We start from the raw sequence: 14,355 nt of genomic DNA on the forward strand, positions 1-14,355 counted from the left end.
GCGAAACCGCATAAACCTGCATATTTTGCGGCTTTCGCATAGAATTACCACGTCAGTGGTTAGCGCTGACTATCAGTCCAGAGGAGATATAAGCTATGGCGATTTTGACAATTGGCGACGAGTTCCCGGAGTACGACTTTCAGGCAGTAGTCGGCGGGGTGCTCTCTGAGCTGCCCGTTAACAAGGAAGAAGACTACTTTACCAGGGTGCGCTCCGCTGACGTGCCGGAGGGGCAGTGGCGACTGTTTATCATGTGGCCCAAGGACTTCACTTTTGTGTGCCCCACCGAGTTAGCCGGAATCGCCGGAGTGTATGAGGATTTGCAGGAACGCCACTGTGACGTGGTGGCGGTGAACACTGATTCCGAGTACGTCCACCTGGCTTGGCGCTCCAGGGACGAGCTGCTGAAAAACGTCCCGTTCCCCTTGGCGAGCGACCTGACTCATGACTTCTTGAAAGCGGTCGGGGTGTTGAACCGCGATGGTGTGTGTGATCGTGCGTCGTTCTTGGTCGACCCCGATAACCGGGTGCGTTTTGTCTCGGTTGACGATGGCTCGGTCGGGCGTAACGCCGAGGAGCTGGTGCGCCAGCTCAACGCTTTGCAATCCGGCGGTTTGACTTCGTGCGGGTGGCATCCGGGCGAACCGACTCTCGATGTGTTCAAAGCGGCTACGAACATGGTGTCGCTGTCAATCTGATTTGGTTTTCATCTTCACGACCGGGGAACCCCATGGGTTTCCCGGTCGCTTTTTTAGATGGGCGTTGTGTGCGTTTGGATCGGGCGCACCAGGGCGGTGTGGGTGGTTGCCGAGTTTTGTCCGTGTTGGTGGGGATTCGGGGTGTGCACCAGGGGGCGCCGCGACCCTCCCCAAACGCTACGAGACACGTCCAAGATGCGGAACGATTCTTTTGCGAAATGAGACAGGTGGTATATTTGGCGCGACAAAATCAATTAAACAAAGGAGCGTAAACTCGTGCATCCTAAACTAGAAAAAGTATTACAAGAAACTGCTCACCGTAACCCCGGCGAACCGGAGTTTCTCCAAGCTTTGACTGAGGTGCTCATCTCGCTGGATCCGATTATCGAACGGCATCCGGAATACGCCGACTACGGGCTGCTGGAGCGTTTGACCGAGCCGGAACGCCAGATTATTTTCCGCGTTCCCTGGGTCGATGATAATGGTGATGTCCAGGTCAACCGGGGCTACCGCGTGGAGTTCAACAGCGCGCTGGGTCCCTACAAGGGCGGCTTGCGTTTCCACAAGTCGGTGAACCGCAACATCATCAAGTTCCTGGGGTTCGAGCAAATCTTTAAGAACGCCTTGACGAACCAGGGCATCGGTGGCGGCAAGGGCGGCTCTGACTTTGACCCGCACGGCAAGTCGGATAACGAGGTCATGCTGTTCTGCCAGTCCTTCATGACCGAGCTGTACCGTCACATTGGCGACAAGACCGACGTTCCCGCTGGTGACATCGGTGTGGGTGGTCGCGAGATTGGCTACCTGTTCGGTCAGTACAAGCGCCTGACCGGCGTGCACGAAGCTGGCGTGTTGACCGGGAAAGGTCTGGGCTGGGGCGGTTCGCTGGTTCGTACCGAAGCGACCGGTTATGGACAGGTCATGTTCGCCCGGTTCATGGCAGAAGATCGCGGAGAGTCTCTGGAAGGTTTGACCTGCGCTGTCTCCGGTTCGGGTAACGTGGCGATTTACGCCATCGAGAAAGCCCAGCAGCTCGGTGCCAAGCCGGTGACCTGTTCGGACTCTGACGGCTGGGTGTATGACAAGGAAGGCATCGACCTGGACTTGCTCAAAGAGATTAAGGAACATCGCCGCGGTCGGGTTTCTGACTATGCGGCGCAGCGTCCCAGCGCGGAGTTCCACGATTCCGGTCGAGTCTGGGCTGTCCCGGTGGACGTAGCACTGCCTGCCGCTACTCAGAACGAGATTGACGAAAATGACGCGCGAACCCTGGTTAAGAACGGCTGCAAGTATGTGGCAGAGGGGGCAAATATGCCTTCGACCCCGCAGGCTATTGAAGTGTTCCAGTCCGCTCCCGACGTTTCCTACGCGCCGGGCAAGGCTGCTAACGCCGGTGGGGTGGGGACTTCCGCCTTTGAGATGGAACAGAACGCTTCGCGTTCCCGCTGGTCATTTGAATATGCCGAGGAACGTTTGGAAGCCATGATGCGAGAGATTCACAACGACTGCTTGGCGACTGCTGAGGAATACGGCAAGCCTGGCGACTATGTTTATGGCGCGAACATTACCGGTTTCCGCCGGGTCGCTGATGCCATGCTGGCTCACGGCGTCATCTGATTTTTGCCTAGCTGACACGAACGACCGATTTCACTTTGGCTGGAGTCAAACTTTCAATATCCAAATCGCTATAACCTGGTAGTTTAGGAAATTGATAAGGGGTGAAAGCCCTGACTCTGGTTTGAAATCGGTCGTTCGTGCACGTATTTCCGGGGTGCTGGTGCAAATTACAGGTTTTGCAGTTGCGCCAAAGTGGCTGCGGGGGATAAATCCGAGGGGAAATTGAACCCGGCGCGGGGCGACAGCGTCATGCCCTCCCAGATGACCGGTCCATCGACCGAGGTAGAGCGTTTGTACTGCTGGGTCAGGAAACGGCGATAAAACACTTCCAGCCATTTCAGCACTTCCTCGCGGGTAAAGTAGCGATCCTCGTTTTGCCCGCTGCCATGGGAACAGCACGGAGAGCTGCCGATGGAATCCGGGCAGGTATCATCCGTACCCGCGGCGTGTGCAGCACCCGGGTCGGCGCATTCCTCGGGTTTGGTAAATGCTGCCAGCGCCAGGAACCCGACCAGGTCCGGTCCGGCCCCGCGCAGCGTGTGGTACAGAAAGAAATCATGCAACAGGTACGGTCCGATTGACCCCTCGGTCGTCTGGTGTTGCGTCTGACCATCGCTGTCATGGTCAGGAATCAGCTCCGGGGTGACATCGGTGGCGATGATGGATTCCACCGTGTCCCGCAGTGCCGCGGGGTCGGAGATGAGATTGCGTTCAATCAGCACCGTGGCGGCTTCGCGAATCAAATCAGGCATCATCGACTTGGGTACCCCACAGTTCACGGAATAGTGGCTCATGTGATCCCCGACCCCGTAAGTCGTCCACCCCAGCGCGCTTTCGGACAAATCCCCGGTTCCCAGCACGAATCCGTGTCGCTGGTTAGCCAGGCGGAACAGGTAGTCGCTGCGTAGCCCTGCCTGTACGTTTTCAAAAGTAACGTCATAGATGGGTTCGCCGTGTCCGGCAGGATGCCCCATCGTCTTTAGCATCTCGGTGGCAGCCGGGCGGATGTCGATAAGTTCGCAGTTCACCCCCACTGCGGCGGCAAGTTTTTGAGCGTTGCTCTTGGTGTGTGCCGAAGTGGCAAAGCCGGGCAGGCTAAAGGTGAGAATTTCCGGCTTGCAACCAGCGCTGTCGCGGGTATTTTCAAGGTGCTCCGCCGGCGAAAGCAAATCGTTGCTTTTGCGGTTCGGCTCCGCCGTTTGCCGCCCCGACTCATGCGCTAAAGCGCTGTCGCGGGCGGCAGTAGCGACCAACAGTGCCAGCGTGGAGTCCAAACCGCCGGAAATCCCCAAAATAATGTTCGCATTCCCCAGCGCCTGCAAGCGTCGCACCAGGGCATCGCGCTGTATATCAAAGGCTTCCCGCAGGTCAGCCCGGTAGCGCCGGTCAGACACAGGCACTAGGGGACGCTGCGCGGGGGGCTGCAGCAGGGGAATCTCGGTGTTCAAATCCAGAGCTACCTCGAAGCTTCCGTATCCGGTCAGCTCGGTATAGCTCGGACCGGTGTAGCGCACTGCCCGCGCCAGTTCCGGCAGCACGATGTCTGCCAGGGTCAAACCGGCTTGGCTCAGGTGCGTTTCGGCAGCCAGGACCTGACCATCAGCGGCAATGTATCCGCTGGCGCTGTAGGTCCCGTCGGTGGATGACTCGCCGTGGGAACCGATGGTTTGTACGACTGCCAGGTGCAGGTCCCGAGACAGGGTCCGGGCCGCGCGGTGCAGGTGCCGGATGGAGCCGACCGTGTGCGCTGGTGCCGCCAGGTGGGCGATGACCGTGGCGGTGGGCAGGGAATTCCCGGACATGGCAGCGCCGAAAGAGTTGCGGGTATAAAAGCTCGTCGGAGTGGGGGCGTCGTAGTTAGCCAGTCGATTCAACGAGCCGACTACGGGCACAATATGCAGCCCCGGCAGGTTCGTGGCAGAAAATCCCCAGCTCTGTTCCATGTCGTCGTGGACGTCTCCGCCCCAGATGGACACGGCGCGCGACACCCCGCCGAGCCGCGCCCCGACTATGGTCACGATGGACAGGTCCGCGGTCTGGGTCGCAATCCAATGCAGTGCTGACACGGTGGCGTTGGCGACCGCGGTGTTGGCACCCCAATCTCCGAGCGTCACGCCGGTCAGGCAGTCCTGGGGAAACACCACCAGGGCGGCGTGTTGGGCAGCGGCAGCCCGTGCCAGTTCGACGATTTGGCGGGCATTAGCGTGGGGGTCTCCCAGCTGGATGGTAAAAGTCGCGCTGGCTACGCGCGCGATTCCGTGAGCATAGATGTTATCCATGCAACCAGTTTAGTCGACCCCCGCCCCGCGGTTCTCCGGCTTGCCCCGCCGTTTCGCCCCTCTGTGTGGGGGCATCTTCGCGGTTCGCCCGTCGCATCGACACGGGGTGCTTTCCCGGATTGTCAGAGTTGCGCACAGTTGGCACATATACCTCCACTTTGGGCGCAGGTTTTGCTTAGAATTAACCCCGGAAAGGGGTACGTGATGGAACACCTGGTACGTAAAACTGCGATAAAACTGGCTGATGGCCGCGATTTGTTCTATTTTGATGATTCTGAGCCTTATGTTTCGGGGCGGGCGACTCGTCGTTGCGACGATCCGCGCCCGTTGCCTCCTCGGTTTGAATCGGGGGATGCAAGAGGTACATCGGGTCCGATTATGCGTCGGGACCCGTTGACGGGGGATTGGATTCCGATGGCGGCGCATCGTATGAACCGCACTTTCCTGCCGCCCGCGGATGCTAATCCGCTGGGTCCGGCGCGTCCCGGCGCGACCTATCAGGACGGGGAGATCCCAGACACTGATTATGACGTGGTGGTTTTTGAAAACCGTTTCCCGTCCCTGCTGGAAGTCCCCGGTGTAAGTAACGCCGAGACTCACCCGGATGGTCAGGACCTGTTTTGTGAACGCCCCGCGAACGGGCGTTGCGAAGTCGTGTGTTTCGGTCCGGACTTGCACACGAACCTGGTTTCGATGGGACCGCAGCGGATGCAAACCGTCATTGCAGCCTGGGCGGATCGCACCGCCGCGCTGTCGGCGTTACCCCAAATAAAACAGGTTTTCGTATTTGAAAATCACGGCGAGGACATCGGGGTCACCCTGTCGCATCCTCACGGTCAGATTTATGCTTACCCTTACCTGACTCCGAAAACCGCGGCGATGCTGCGCCAGGCACGGGCGCTGGGGCAGAAAACCGGTGACCCGGAGGTGAACCTCATCGCCTCCGTGCGGGACGCGGAACTCCAGGCAGGCACGCGTGTGGTGGCAGAAAATGCGCATTGGGTACTCTATGTCCCGGTTGCGGCACGGTGGCCTATCGAGTTTCACCTGGTGCCGCGGCGTATCGTGCCGGATTTCGCGGCTTTGGACGCGGCGCAGCGCGAAGCGTTGGCAGATATTTACCTAAAGATGATGATTGTGGCGAACCATTTTCATCGGGAACCGGCGCGTGGCGAGGATGCGCAGCCGGGGGCATATTTGCCCGTCAACTATATTTCGGCGTGGCACCAAGCGCCGGTGTCGCCCGCGGACGGCCGCGACCAGCTGGGTTTGCACTGCGAGTTTTTCTCTTTCTTGCGCGCACCGGGCAAGTTGAAATACCTGGCGGGTTCCGAATCTGGCATGGGTGCCTGGATTTCCGACACGACTCCGGAAAAAATCGCTACTCGCGCCCGCCAGGCGGCGCGCGAGTGTGTGGAACTGGACGCTTTTGCGGGTCTGGACTATCCCACGACTTTCCGCTAGGCGCCACCGCCCCACCGCCTACCCCCTAAATGGGTAAACCAAGTCAACCGCCCTTCTGAACCAAATCCGATAATCTACACCACGAAACGAGGCAAAACATGAGCGATTCCACCCCCGCTAATCCAGCCCAAACCCCTGCCGCCCCTGCCACTCCGGTCAATCCCCCGGCTGGCTCAGACTCGGCGCAGCCACTATTCATGAACCCCTACCCGACCCAACAGGGGGCTGCCCGCGTCACCGAGCTGTTCCAGCGCACGTTTGGGACGGCGCCGGCGGGCGTGTTTCGCGCTCCCGGACGGGTCAATGTCATCGGGGAACACACGGATTACAACGGCGGGGTCGCGCTGCCACTGGCTCTGCCGCACGCGACTTACGCCGCGATGCGTCCGCGCTCGGATCGCCGGTTGCGCCTGATTTCCGCCCAGTTCGCCCCCGGCAGTGCGGCTCTGGAACTGGATTTGGACGAGTTTTCCCGTGGTCTGACTGATGCGATTCCCGAGGACGGTTCGCGATTGGTGCGCGGACCGGCGGCTTACGTGGGGGGCACGATTTTGAGCCTGGAGGACGTGTTGGAGCAGCCGGGGGCGGCGACCGGCTTTGATATTGCGGTGGATTCCTGCGTGCCGCTGGGGTCGGGGCTGTCCTCGTCGGCGGCGCTGGAATGTGCCGTGGCGGTCGGGGTGGATGCGCTGTGCGGGTTTGGCCTGGCGGGGTCGATTCCCGGTCGTCACCAGCTGGTTGACGCGGGCCGGCGGGCAGAAAACTTTTATGTTGGAGCGCCTACGGGGGGGCTGGATCAGGCGGCAGCGTTGCTGAGCCACCCGGATAAAGTGTTTCTGTTGGACTGCCGGACGTTTGAGACTATCGATTTCCCGTTTGCGCTGGCACCAGCGGGGATGGAACTGTTGGTCATTGATACGCGGGCGCGTCATGACTTGGCAGATGGTCAATACGCGGCGCGCCGTCAGACCTGCGAGATTGCGGCGGCGGCGATGGGGGTGGAGTTCCTGGGCGAGCTGGCGGGGGTGCTGCAGCCCTCTGACTTTGACCGTCCGCTGCAAAACCCTGATATTGCCACGATTTTATCGAGGCTCTCCGAGCGTCTGGGCGAGGGCGAATCGGCGGCAGAAGTGTTCCGTCGGGCGCGCCATGTGCTCACGGAAATCGTGCGGACCCGCAACTTTGCTTACGAGCTGATGCGTCCCACGGTGGATTGGCACAAGTTGGGTCAGCTGATGAACGAATCTCACGAGTCTCTGCGTGTCGATTATGAGGTCAGCTGCCCGGAGTTGGATTTGGCAGTTCAGGCGGCGCGGGATGCCGGGGCGTTGGGGGCGCGCATGACGGGCGGAGGTTTCGGCGGTTGTGCTATCGCACTGGTTCACCTGGATGACGTGGATCGGGTTGCGCGAGACGTGACTGCCGCGTTCCTCCAAGCCGGTTGGGAACGCCCCGCGTTCTTGGTCGGGGAACCTTCCGCTGCTGCCGGTCAGGTTTAGTTCGCTGCCGGTCCTCACCAGGTCGGTTCGTCACGAGGTAGGTGTGTCACCAGCTTGGTGTGTCACCAGCCCGGTTCGTCGCGGGCACGGAATGGCACCAGCTGGGGTCGGCGGTGAATCGTGCCGTGCGAGGTGCCAAAACATCAAATAGCATGGGACCGGTCTCACCAGAGACCGGTCCCAGATGTCTGTAGTGTTTTATTAGCTCAGCAGCAGGTTTTGTGCGGCAGTCGTGCTGACCCGATGCGCTGCAATCGCAGCTGCGGGGGCAGCGGCAATAGTGGACTGGGCGTCCTGTGTGGCAGCGCCAGCCCGGTCGGGGGTTAGAGCCGGACCGCCCAGTTCGTCGAGATTGCCGGTCAGGGAGTTGAACAGTCCGCCCAGCGCGAAAGTCTGTGCCGCGATTTGAATCTTGGCGTGAGACAGCAGCAAATCGGCGTGGTCCACGGATTTCATCGAGGTGGCTTTGTCATCCAAATTAATAGCGGCGATGCCACGTCCCCCGGTAGCCAACAGGGACGCCATATCCTGCAAATCTGCAGAGCCGATTGCCACGGTGACACCTGCGCCGTGTGCGCCGGGAGCGATGGAAAAGTCGGTGCCGTCCAGGACAGCCTGGTCTTGATAGCGAGCTGCGTGCAGGGTTTGATCCAGGCGGGAGAGTCCGTCAGCCAGAGCCAAACGGGCGGAGGGGTCGGATTTGCCCGCTTCGACGACGCTGTGTATCCATTCCAGGTGTTTCGCGGCGGCATCCAGGTGTTCGTTGGCGACACGTAAGACTTCCACTCCGCGTTGGGCAGCGGCGAGGGTCTGGTGAGTTTGACCGACTTTCGCTGCCAGGGGGTTTGCCCGCAAATCCAAGGAATCCGCGTGGTTGGGTGCCGCCGCGCGTTGCAGAGCATCGGTGCTCCGAGCGGGGGCAATCGCAGCTGCCGGTTGCATTGCCTGCAGGCTGACGTTGGTGTTGGTGGTCAGTTGCACTACCATGATGGCCTTCCTTAGCGTCTCATCGTTCCGGTAATCCTGGGACTAAAGTGTATGGATGGTGACTCTCCCGGTCACCAAGCTGTTTAATCAATGATAGCATCCTGAAAGCAACCTGGGAATAGGGAGTTTATTGTCGTGGCAAAAAAGATTTCTTCCGCAGCCGGTCGCGCTGCCGTTTCTGCTTGTGTTTCCGCTGTCTGCCCAGCTCATGGCGGTGGAGTGGGGGATTCTCCGGCGCCCGTCTCGTTCACTGAATTGACAGGACATTTGCCGGATTTTACCAGGGAAATCCCGCGTGACACGGTGGCGACCGCGGTGCGTTTCACCCTGCAGCGGTTGGAAGCCACAGCGCCGGGTCAGGCAGTGGAGGTGCGGGTGCCGCCTTTTGGAGCGGTCCAGATTTTGCCGGGGACGACGCATCGGCGCGGAACGCCGCCGGCGGTGATTGAGATGTCTCCGGAAGTGTGGTTGGCGTTGACAGTCGGGGGTCTGACCTGGTCGACAGCCGTTTCACGAGGACTCGTGGCAGCTTCGGGGAATCGTGCGGATTTGGGGGCGTTGTTACCGCTGCAAATCTGAATCTCCGCGGGAGACGGGAGACTCGGCGGGTGCCGAGGGGTGCGTCCGTTAGGACAGCAACCGCAGGGCGGAAGAAATCGCCGTGTTTGCTTGGGCGGTAAAGGCGGCAGAGCCGGATTGTGACAGCTGCGACATCGTGTTTGCGACCAAACCTTGAGCCAGGGCAGGGGTGCCTCCGATAGCGGCGCTCAACAGTTTGGAGCTGGCAGACATCGCGTTTACCGTCGAGGCGGTCGCTTCGCTCAAACCGGTGCGGACCTGGGCGACGGCACCCTGGGCAATGTTGAGGCTCTGCACGACTGCCGGGGTGGCGTTGCGGTGCGATGTTGCCAACAGGTCGGCGAAGCCTTGGAGTCCCAAGCCTTCGGTGTTAAAGCTTTTGCCGTTGGGCAGGGTGGCATCGACGGTGACGCGGGCGGAATCGCCGACGGTGAAAGTGGCGCGGAATCGACCGTCCAGGGTCTTGTGTCCCGCGAAAGATTCGTGGTCGACCAGGCTATCCAGTCGCTTTGCCAGCAGCCCGAAAGCTTCGGTCAGTTCGGCGCGCCGGGTGCGAGTCAGGGATTGATTGGACAGCTCCGAGACGATGGCTTTCATGCCGGTCAGGACTTGGTCGGTCTTTCCCAGGGAATCGTTGACCACGTTGGCAGTGGTGACGGCAGCTTGGGCAGTTTGGGATTTATAGTTTTCGATTGAGACTTCCGCGCGAGTGCTGGAAGTGGGAGAGACGCGGACTTCGTCGCCGAAACCGTCCACCGTGGCATGATGGCTCCCTGCCGGGGTGGTTGCGGGCGCGACCGGGGCGGTCCGGGACGCTCCGCGCAGGGCGTTCAAACCGGCGCTCAGCCCGGAGGGTCCGTGGTTCGCGGTGGCGAGCTCTTTGGAGGTCGTGGCATTGTTCCACGGCGCGCCTAAGGCGTTCGCCTGGTAATTGCCCAAACCATTCAACTGCATCTATGTCTCCATTATCGATTTATTCAGCTGTGTCAGCCTCGTCGACTTACACCTGACATATTCGGCAGTCTGTGCTGCCGCTTTAGAAATAATACGGGGCATTTCTGCAGGAAATCCCTATTTCAGGTAATTGTCAGGACAATTAATCTCGGCGTGTCGCCTTGACCTCGACCGATGCGGTTTTATAAGACTAAAGATTACCGCCTGGTAAGGGACGCAATTGCGGCAAAATCCGGGGGAGCTCGGGTTTAATTCAGTCTTTTTTCAGGCGGGGGCACGCTGTTTGGCCCCGGTTCCGTTTCGTTCGCGGTTCGCCTTGTTGCCGCCCGCGGGGGGTGCGCGAAAACGCGTGGGGTCGGACCTCGTGACCCCCGGCCTTGTGCCGGCAAAAATCGTCCCCCCGAGAGCCATGCCGGCAAACAGCTCGTGCCCCGGCCTTGTGACCCCCGAAAACGGTCGAACCGTTCCCGTCGTGGGGCACCCCGGGAAAATCCCGTATCTCGCGCGCGAGGCGGTTATTGCGAGTACAGTTCTGTACAGATTCTATAAACTTTATTGACCTTTTCATGGTCAAGTTTTAGCGAGGAGTTTGCGATGTCTCAGTCAGCAAAGGGAATGGGAATCAAAGTCAGCGCGGGCGGGCCCTACCTGGTGACCGGCGGGGTACCGCTGCGAGAAGCGCGGATTCATCCCGATGGGTCGGGCTACACCTAGGATCCGGGTCGCGCCCTGCCCCAGAGCGAAACTTACGCCCTGTGCCGCTGCGGATTGTCGCATGACAAGCCGTTTTGTGACGGTTCGCATCATCAGGTGGACTTTGCGGGTACGGAAACGGCCAATCACCAGCCTTATACCGAACGTATCGACATTGTGGAAGGCCCCCAGTTGCGGATGGGCGACGATGGGCGCTGCGCTTACGCCCGGTTTTGTCACGGACCCGCCGGGGATGCGTGGACGCAGGTCGCCACGGCGCAAACTCCGGCCGAGGTGGCGGCGGCCACCAAGGTCATTGACGAATGCCCGGCGGACCGTTTGACGCGCCTGGACCCGCAGGGTGCCGTGCAGGAACCGGATTTGGAGCCGTTGGTGGTCGTCGCCCAAGACCCCCAAAATGAGTGTTCTGCCGGAATCTATGTTCAGGGCGGGATTCCGCTGACGGACGCGAACGGTGAAACCTACCCGGTGCAAAATCGCTATGTGCTCTGCCGGTGTGCGGACACCAAGAACACCCCGTTTTGTGATGCTAGCCACGTGAATATCGGCTTCGATGACGGGCATATCAACGGCTGACGCGAGCGGGTGAATCGTGGGTTGGCGGGTCTGAAACGTACTGCTTGTTGTCGGGCCTGCTGATAGGTCGACCGCGGCGAACAGACAGAGCCCGACATCACGGCTGGTGAACGTCCCTGGTTCGCCGGCTGGAGCAAGCTTTGGATTACACTCGCCCTGCGTCGTTCTCCCCTTGGTTGCGTTCTCGGGTTGGTGCTGGTTTTTAGGTTCCCGCACACAACAGAAACACATGATTAACTCAACTGATGTTTCTGTGCTTCCTTGGGGAGTATTTCTCTTTGCAATCTATCTCATGTCCGATGCACCCAGATTTCACTGTGTTCACTGCGATTGTTCTGGGTTCGAGCGCATGCCCCAGCAAACTTTTCCATCCCCCCACACGGCAAGAGGTATGGATGATATCTTTGTATCTATTCTTTCGGAGCAAATGCTCAAGTCCATTGTTTCCGTTTTACTAACGCGCTTGTTGGACGGCGCTGCGAACCCGTCTGTAGTGCGGGGTGTCCCTTGTTTGCCGGCATGGGTAGCGCGCGACTTTGCTAGCGATATGGCACCGGTTTTTCGACGAATTTGCGCACTTAGTCGCGGCACTTGCAGATTTCTTACGTTGGGGCTGCTTGGTCTCGGCGGGGGTGATTTGTCCTTTTCCCTTGTGTATATTGGCCTCAGGTGGCAATCAGATGCTATGAGTAAATAACCCTTGAATTAATCGTTCAAGTACCCTAGTATTAATCCATGAAACGCCGCGACTTGCTGAAACGCCTTGCCGATATCGCAAGCCGCAAAGGCGAATCGCTGGAACTCGAAGAAGGCGGCAACCACACCAAAGTCCGCATAGGGCAATGGTCCGAGCCAATCCCGCGCCACCGCGAAATCCAGGAACACCTTGCTAAGGGCATTATCAGGAGGGCAAGCCGATGACCGCAAAAACCCCAAAAACCTCGAAAACCCAGAAGATGACCAACGTCACCGCCCATGCTATCCGTGAAAACGGCTGGTGGGTGGCCGACTTCACTTGCGATGGCAAGGAATACGGCACACAGGCGAAGCGCCTGGATCAGCTGGTGGACATGGTCAAGGACGCTTCAGCCCTGATGACCGGCCGCCCGGAAGACACTTTCGATGTCCACATCGTTGTCGACATGGCTGAATACATTAGCGAAGTTGAAAAATATAAAGAGGCTGCCGCGCAAGCCCGCGATGCCGAGGCGAAAGTTGCCGCCGCTTCGCGTTCCGCGGTCGCAAAACTGAAAAAGGCCAACCTCGGCGTGCGCGACATAGCCACTTTGATGGGGGTCAGCCCTCAGCGCGTGTCCCAACTTGCCCATGCCTAAGGCGTGTTCTCCTGTTCAATAGGCCTTTTGGGTGCATTCCCCGGGCGGACGGCATTTGTCCTGTCATTTGCACAATTGAAATGGGACTGTTCACATTTCGCCCGCCGCGCTTTACACTAAATTTATGGTGCAATTTCGGGCAAACCGAAATCTGTCCTGCGCGAGGGCAAGGAATGTTCCTCGGTGATGGGTTGACACCCCGTGTCTGACCCCTCTGAACTGACCCCAAGGATGGTGGGAGCGATGACCACGTTAATTGTGGATGGATACTCCGTCGCCGTGTCGTCAGGCATGTCCGCGGCGGGTTTTTCTGCGCCCGGCTCCGATGACTGTACCGAGCCTTTCTCGGATGATGACACCGAGATGCCCTCGTTTGGCACCACGCGCTGTGCTGAGACGTCCCGGTCGCTGCGCAAGACTTCTGGGGCGGGGGATGCTGCCGAGGATGCGGGGGACCCTGCCGCCGATGCTGTTCCCGATTCCGGGGCTGCGCGTTCTGACGAGCCGGGGACCCGTCTCGCTGCTGTAAAATCCGGGGCTTTTTCACGCTACGCGGTGTTGACCCCGTTGGGGGGTGCGCCGCGGTCCCGTGAGGCACGTGGAGGCGCTCCGCGCAGCATCACCACCAACATTATGGCTTTGAATGCTTACCGGCATAACGCCAGCGCGGTGCAGCTCTTGCACCAGTCCCTGCAGCGTCTGTCCTCGGGTAAACGCATTAACTCGGCTGCCGATGATTCTTCCGGTCTGGCGTTGGTGCAGGGGTTGAGGACGCAAGTGTTGGGTAACCGCCAGGCGATTAAGAACGCGCAAGATGGAATTTCCCTGACTCAGACGGCAGACGGCGTGTTGGATGCTGTCCACGATATGCTCCAGCGGATGCGTCAGCTGGCAGTGAAAGGCGCCAACGATACGTATTCACTGCGTGCCAGGGTCCAGATTGGTGCCGAGATGGACGCTATCCGCGTGGAAATCGGGCGGATTGGTCAGGCCACCGAAGCGATGGGACGTCGGATTCTGGGCGGGAAATATGTGGAGCCAGCCGATGCGTTGCGTTTCCAGGTGGGGGCGAATGCCTCCGATATGGAGGTCATCGCGATTACCTTTGTGGATGTGACTGATATTGCCAAAAATCAGATTGGTCACATTCCCCAGGATGCTGACCACGCCGCATTCCAGCGTTCCCTCGAAAACATTGATGATCAGATTCAGGTCATCTCCGGGGCGCGTGCCGCGCTCGGCGCGGTGCAAAATCGCTTTGCCCACACGATTAATCACTTGAATGTCTCGGTAGAGAACCTCTGCGCTGCCCAGAGCCGGATGCAGGATGTAGACATGGCAGCGGAGTCAATGAACTACATGCGGGGGCTGATTTTGAACCAGTCTTCCCGCGCGGTGTTATCTCAGGCGCTGTCGGCACCCCGCGGGATCCTGCGGCTGCTGAGCGTGGCGTAGCCCGAAATCCGGGTGTTTCCGCACCCAGATTTGTCCCCTGCCGGTCGATGCAGGGTGCTGGTGGATAGGGAATTTTCCTGGCGTGGGCTGGAAAATGCCGTAAAATTAAATCTCGGGAACATTTTTCCTAAAGTTTCTTGTCTGCTATCCGATTGACTGGTTTGTCGGACAGGAAGTCTGACGCAAGGCTACCAGGACG

At 59.5% G+C, this 14,355-nt stretch carries 12 protein-coding genes; 9 read left to right on the forward strand and 3 right to left on the reverse strand.

Annotation, left to right across the window (positions count from 1 at the left end):
- The first annotated feature begins 95 nt into the window (after window positions 1–95).
- Together HMPREF0573_RS04430 and gdhA are read left to right on the forward strand one after the other, a co-directional pair.
- Window positions 96–698, forward strand: a complete 603-nt coding sequence (locus HMPREF0573_RS04430) for a redoxin domain-containing protein (protein ID WP_004007541.1) — start codon at window positions 96–98, stop codon at window positions 696–698.
- Between the two features lie 276 nt (window positions 699–974).
- Window positions 975–2,315 carry an NADP-specific glutamate dehydrogenase gene (gdhA, locus tag HMPREF0573_RS04440; protein WP_004007539.1) on the forward strand — a complete coding sequence of 447 codons (1,341 nt, stop codon included), beginning with the start codon at window positions 975–977 and terminating at the stop codon, window positions 2,313–2,315.
- Between the two features lie 167 nt (window positions 2,316–2,482).
- Here gdhA and HMPREF0573_RS04445 read toward each other — a convergent pair whose 3' ends face one another.
- On the reverse strand, window positions 2,483–4,594 hold the full coding sequence (locus HMPREF0573_RS04445; protein WP_013189015.1) for a hypothetical protein: 2,112 nt from the start codon (window positions 4,592–4,594) through the stop codon (window positions 2,483–2,485).
- A 204-nt stretch (window positions 4,595–4,798) separates the two neighbouring features.
- Here HMPREF0573_RS04445 and galT point away from each other — a divergent pair, with 204 nt between their 5' ends.
- Together galT and galK are read left to right on the forward strand one after the other, a co-directional pair.
- The gene (gene galT / locus HMPREF0573_RS04450; RefSeq protein ID WP_041797958.1) at window positions 4,799–6,058 is read left to right on the forward strand and encodes a galactose-1-phosphate uridylyltransferase; all 1,260 of its coding nucleotides are present in this window, start codon (window positions 4,799–4,801) and stop codon (window positions 6,056–6,058) included.
- Between the two features lie 98 nt (window positions 6,059–6,156).
- Window positions 6,157–7,557 (forward strand): galactokinase, encoded by a 1,401-nt coding sequence (gene galK, locus HMPREF0573_RS04455; protein ID WP_041797960.1) that lies wholly within the window; start codon window positions 6,157–6,159, stop codon window positions 7,555–7,557.
- 201 nt (window positions 7,558–7,758) lie between these two features.
- Here galK and HMPREF0573_RS04460 read toward each other — a convergent pair whose 3' ends face one another.
- Complete coding sequence (locus tag HMPREF0573_RS04460; protein ID WP_013189018.1) at window positions 7,759–8,544, reverse strand: hypothetical protein; 786 nt, start codon at window positions 8,542–8,544, stop codon at window positions 7,759–7,761.
- 135 nt (window positions 8,545–8,679) lie between these two features.
- Between HMPREF0573_RS04460 and HMPREF0573_RS04465 the strand changes: the two genes are divergently transcribed.
- Window positions 8,680–9,123: a sterol carrier family protein gene (locus tag HMPREF0573_RS04465; RefSeq protein ID WP_041797962.1), complete on the forward strand. Its 444-nt coding sequence runs from the start codon at window positions 8,680–8,682 to the stop codon at window positions 9,121–9,123.
- A 48-nt stretch (window positions 9,124–9,171) separates the two neighbouring features.
- On the opposite strand, the gene HMPREF0573_RS04470 is transcribed toward HMPREF0573_RS04465, so the two are convergent.
- Window positions 9,172–10,077 (reverse strand): flagellin family protein, encoded by a 906-nt coding sequence (locus HMPREF0573_RS04470; protein WP_013189020.1) that lies wholly within the window; start codon window positions 10,075–10,077, stop codon window positions 9,172–9,174.
- 768 nt (window positions 10,078–10,845) lie between these two features.
- On the opposite strand from HMPREF0573_RS04470, the gene HMPREF0573_RS04475 reads away from it, so the two are divergent.
- From HMPREF0573_RS04475 to HMPREF0573_RS04490, 4 genes are all read left to right on the forward strand, one after another.
- Window positions 10,846–11,367 carry a CDGSH iron-sulfur domain-containing protein gene (locus HMPREF0573_RS04475; protein WP_236589714.1) on the forward strand — a complete coding sequence of 174 codons (522 nt, stop codon included), beginning with the start codon at window positions 10,846–10,848 and terminating at the stop codon, window positions 11,365–11,367.
- Window positions 11,368–12,102: 735 nt separating this feature from the next.
- Window positions 12,103–12,288 (forward strand): hypothetical protein, encoded by a 186-nt coding sequence (locus HMPREF0573_RS09810; protein WP_036324903.1) that lies wholly within the window; start codon window positions 12,103–12,105, stop codon window positions 12,286–12,288.
- Window positions 12,285–12,701: a hypothetical protein gene (locus tag HMPREF0573_RS04485; protein WP_004007529.1), complete on the forward strand. Its 417-nt coding sequence runs from the start codon at window positions 12,285–12,287 to the stop codon at window positions 12,699–12,701. Before HMPREF0573_RS09810 ends, HMPREF0573_RS04485 begins: the two co-directional genes overlap by 4 nt.
- A 243-nt stretch (window positions 12,702–12,944) precedes the next feature.
- The gene (locus HMPREF0573_RS04490) at window positions 12,945–14,156 is read left to right on the forward strand and encodes a flagellin N-terminal helical domain-containing protein (protein WP_236589712.1); all 1,212 of its coding nucleotides are present in this window, start codon (window positions 12,945–12,947) and stop codon (window positions 14,154–14,156) included.
- Window positions 14,157–14,355: the final 199 nt, after the last annotated feature.

Origin of the sequence: Mobiluncus curtisii ATCC 43063, from assembly GCF_000196535.1 — a bacterium.
Classification (GTDB): domain Bacteria; phylum Actinomycetota; class Actinomycetes; order Actinomycetales; family Actinomycetaceae; genus Mobiluncus; species Mobiluncus curtisii.

Coding starts and splice junctions, on each gene's coding strand:
- galK (WP_041797960.1), top strand. CDS start 6,157: ATGAGCGATTCCACCCCCGCTAATCCAGCCCAAACCCCTGCCGCCCCT.
- galT (WP_041797958.1), top strand. CDS start 4,799: ATGGAACACCTGGTACGTAAAACTGCGATAAAACTGGCTGATGGCCGC.
- HMPREF0573_RS04490 (WP_236589712.1), top strand. CDS start 12,945: ATGACCACGTTAATTGTGGATGGATACTCCGTCGCCGTGTCGTCAGGC.
- HMPREF0573_RS04470 (WP_013189020.1), bottom strand. CDS start 10,077: ATGCAGTTGAATGGTTTGGGCAATTACCAGGCGAACGCCTTAGGCGCG.
- HMPREF0573_RS04430 (WP_004007541.1), top strand. CDS start 96: ATGGCGATTTTGACAATTGGCGACGAGTTCCCGGAGTACGACTTTCAG.
- HMPREF0573_RS04460 (WP_013189018.1), bottom strand. CDS start 8,544: ATGGTAGTGCAACTGACCACCAACACCAACGTCAGCCTGCAGGCAATG.
- HMPREF0573_RS04485 (WP_004007529.1), top strand. CDS start 12,285: ATGACCGCAAAAACCCCAAAAACCTCGAAAACCCAGAAGATGACCAAC.
- HMPREF0573_RS09810 (WP_036324903.1), top strand. CDS start 12,103: ATGAAACGCCGCGACTTGCTGAAACGCCTTGCCGATATCGCAAGCCGC.
- HMPREF0573_RS04445 (WP_013189015.1), bottom strand. CDS start 4,594: ATGGATAACATCTATGCTCACGGAATCGCGCGCGTAGCCAGCGCGACT.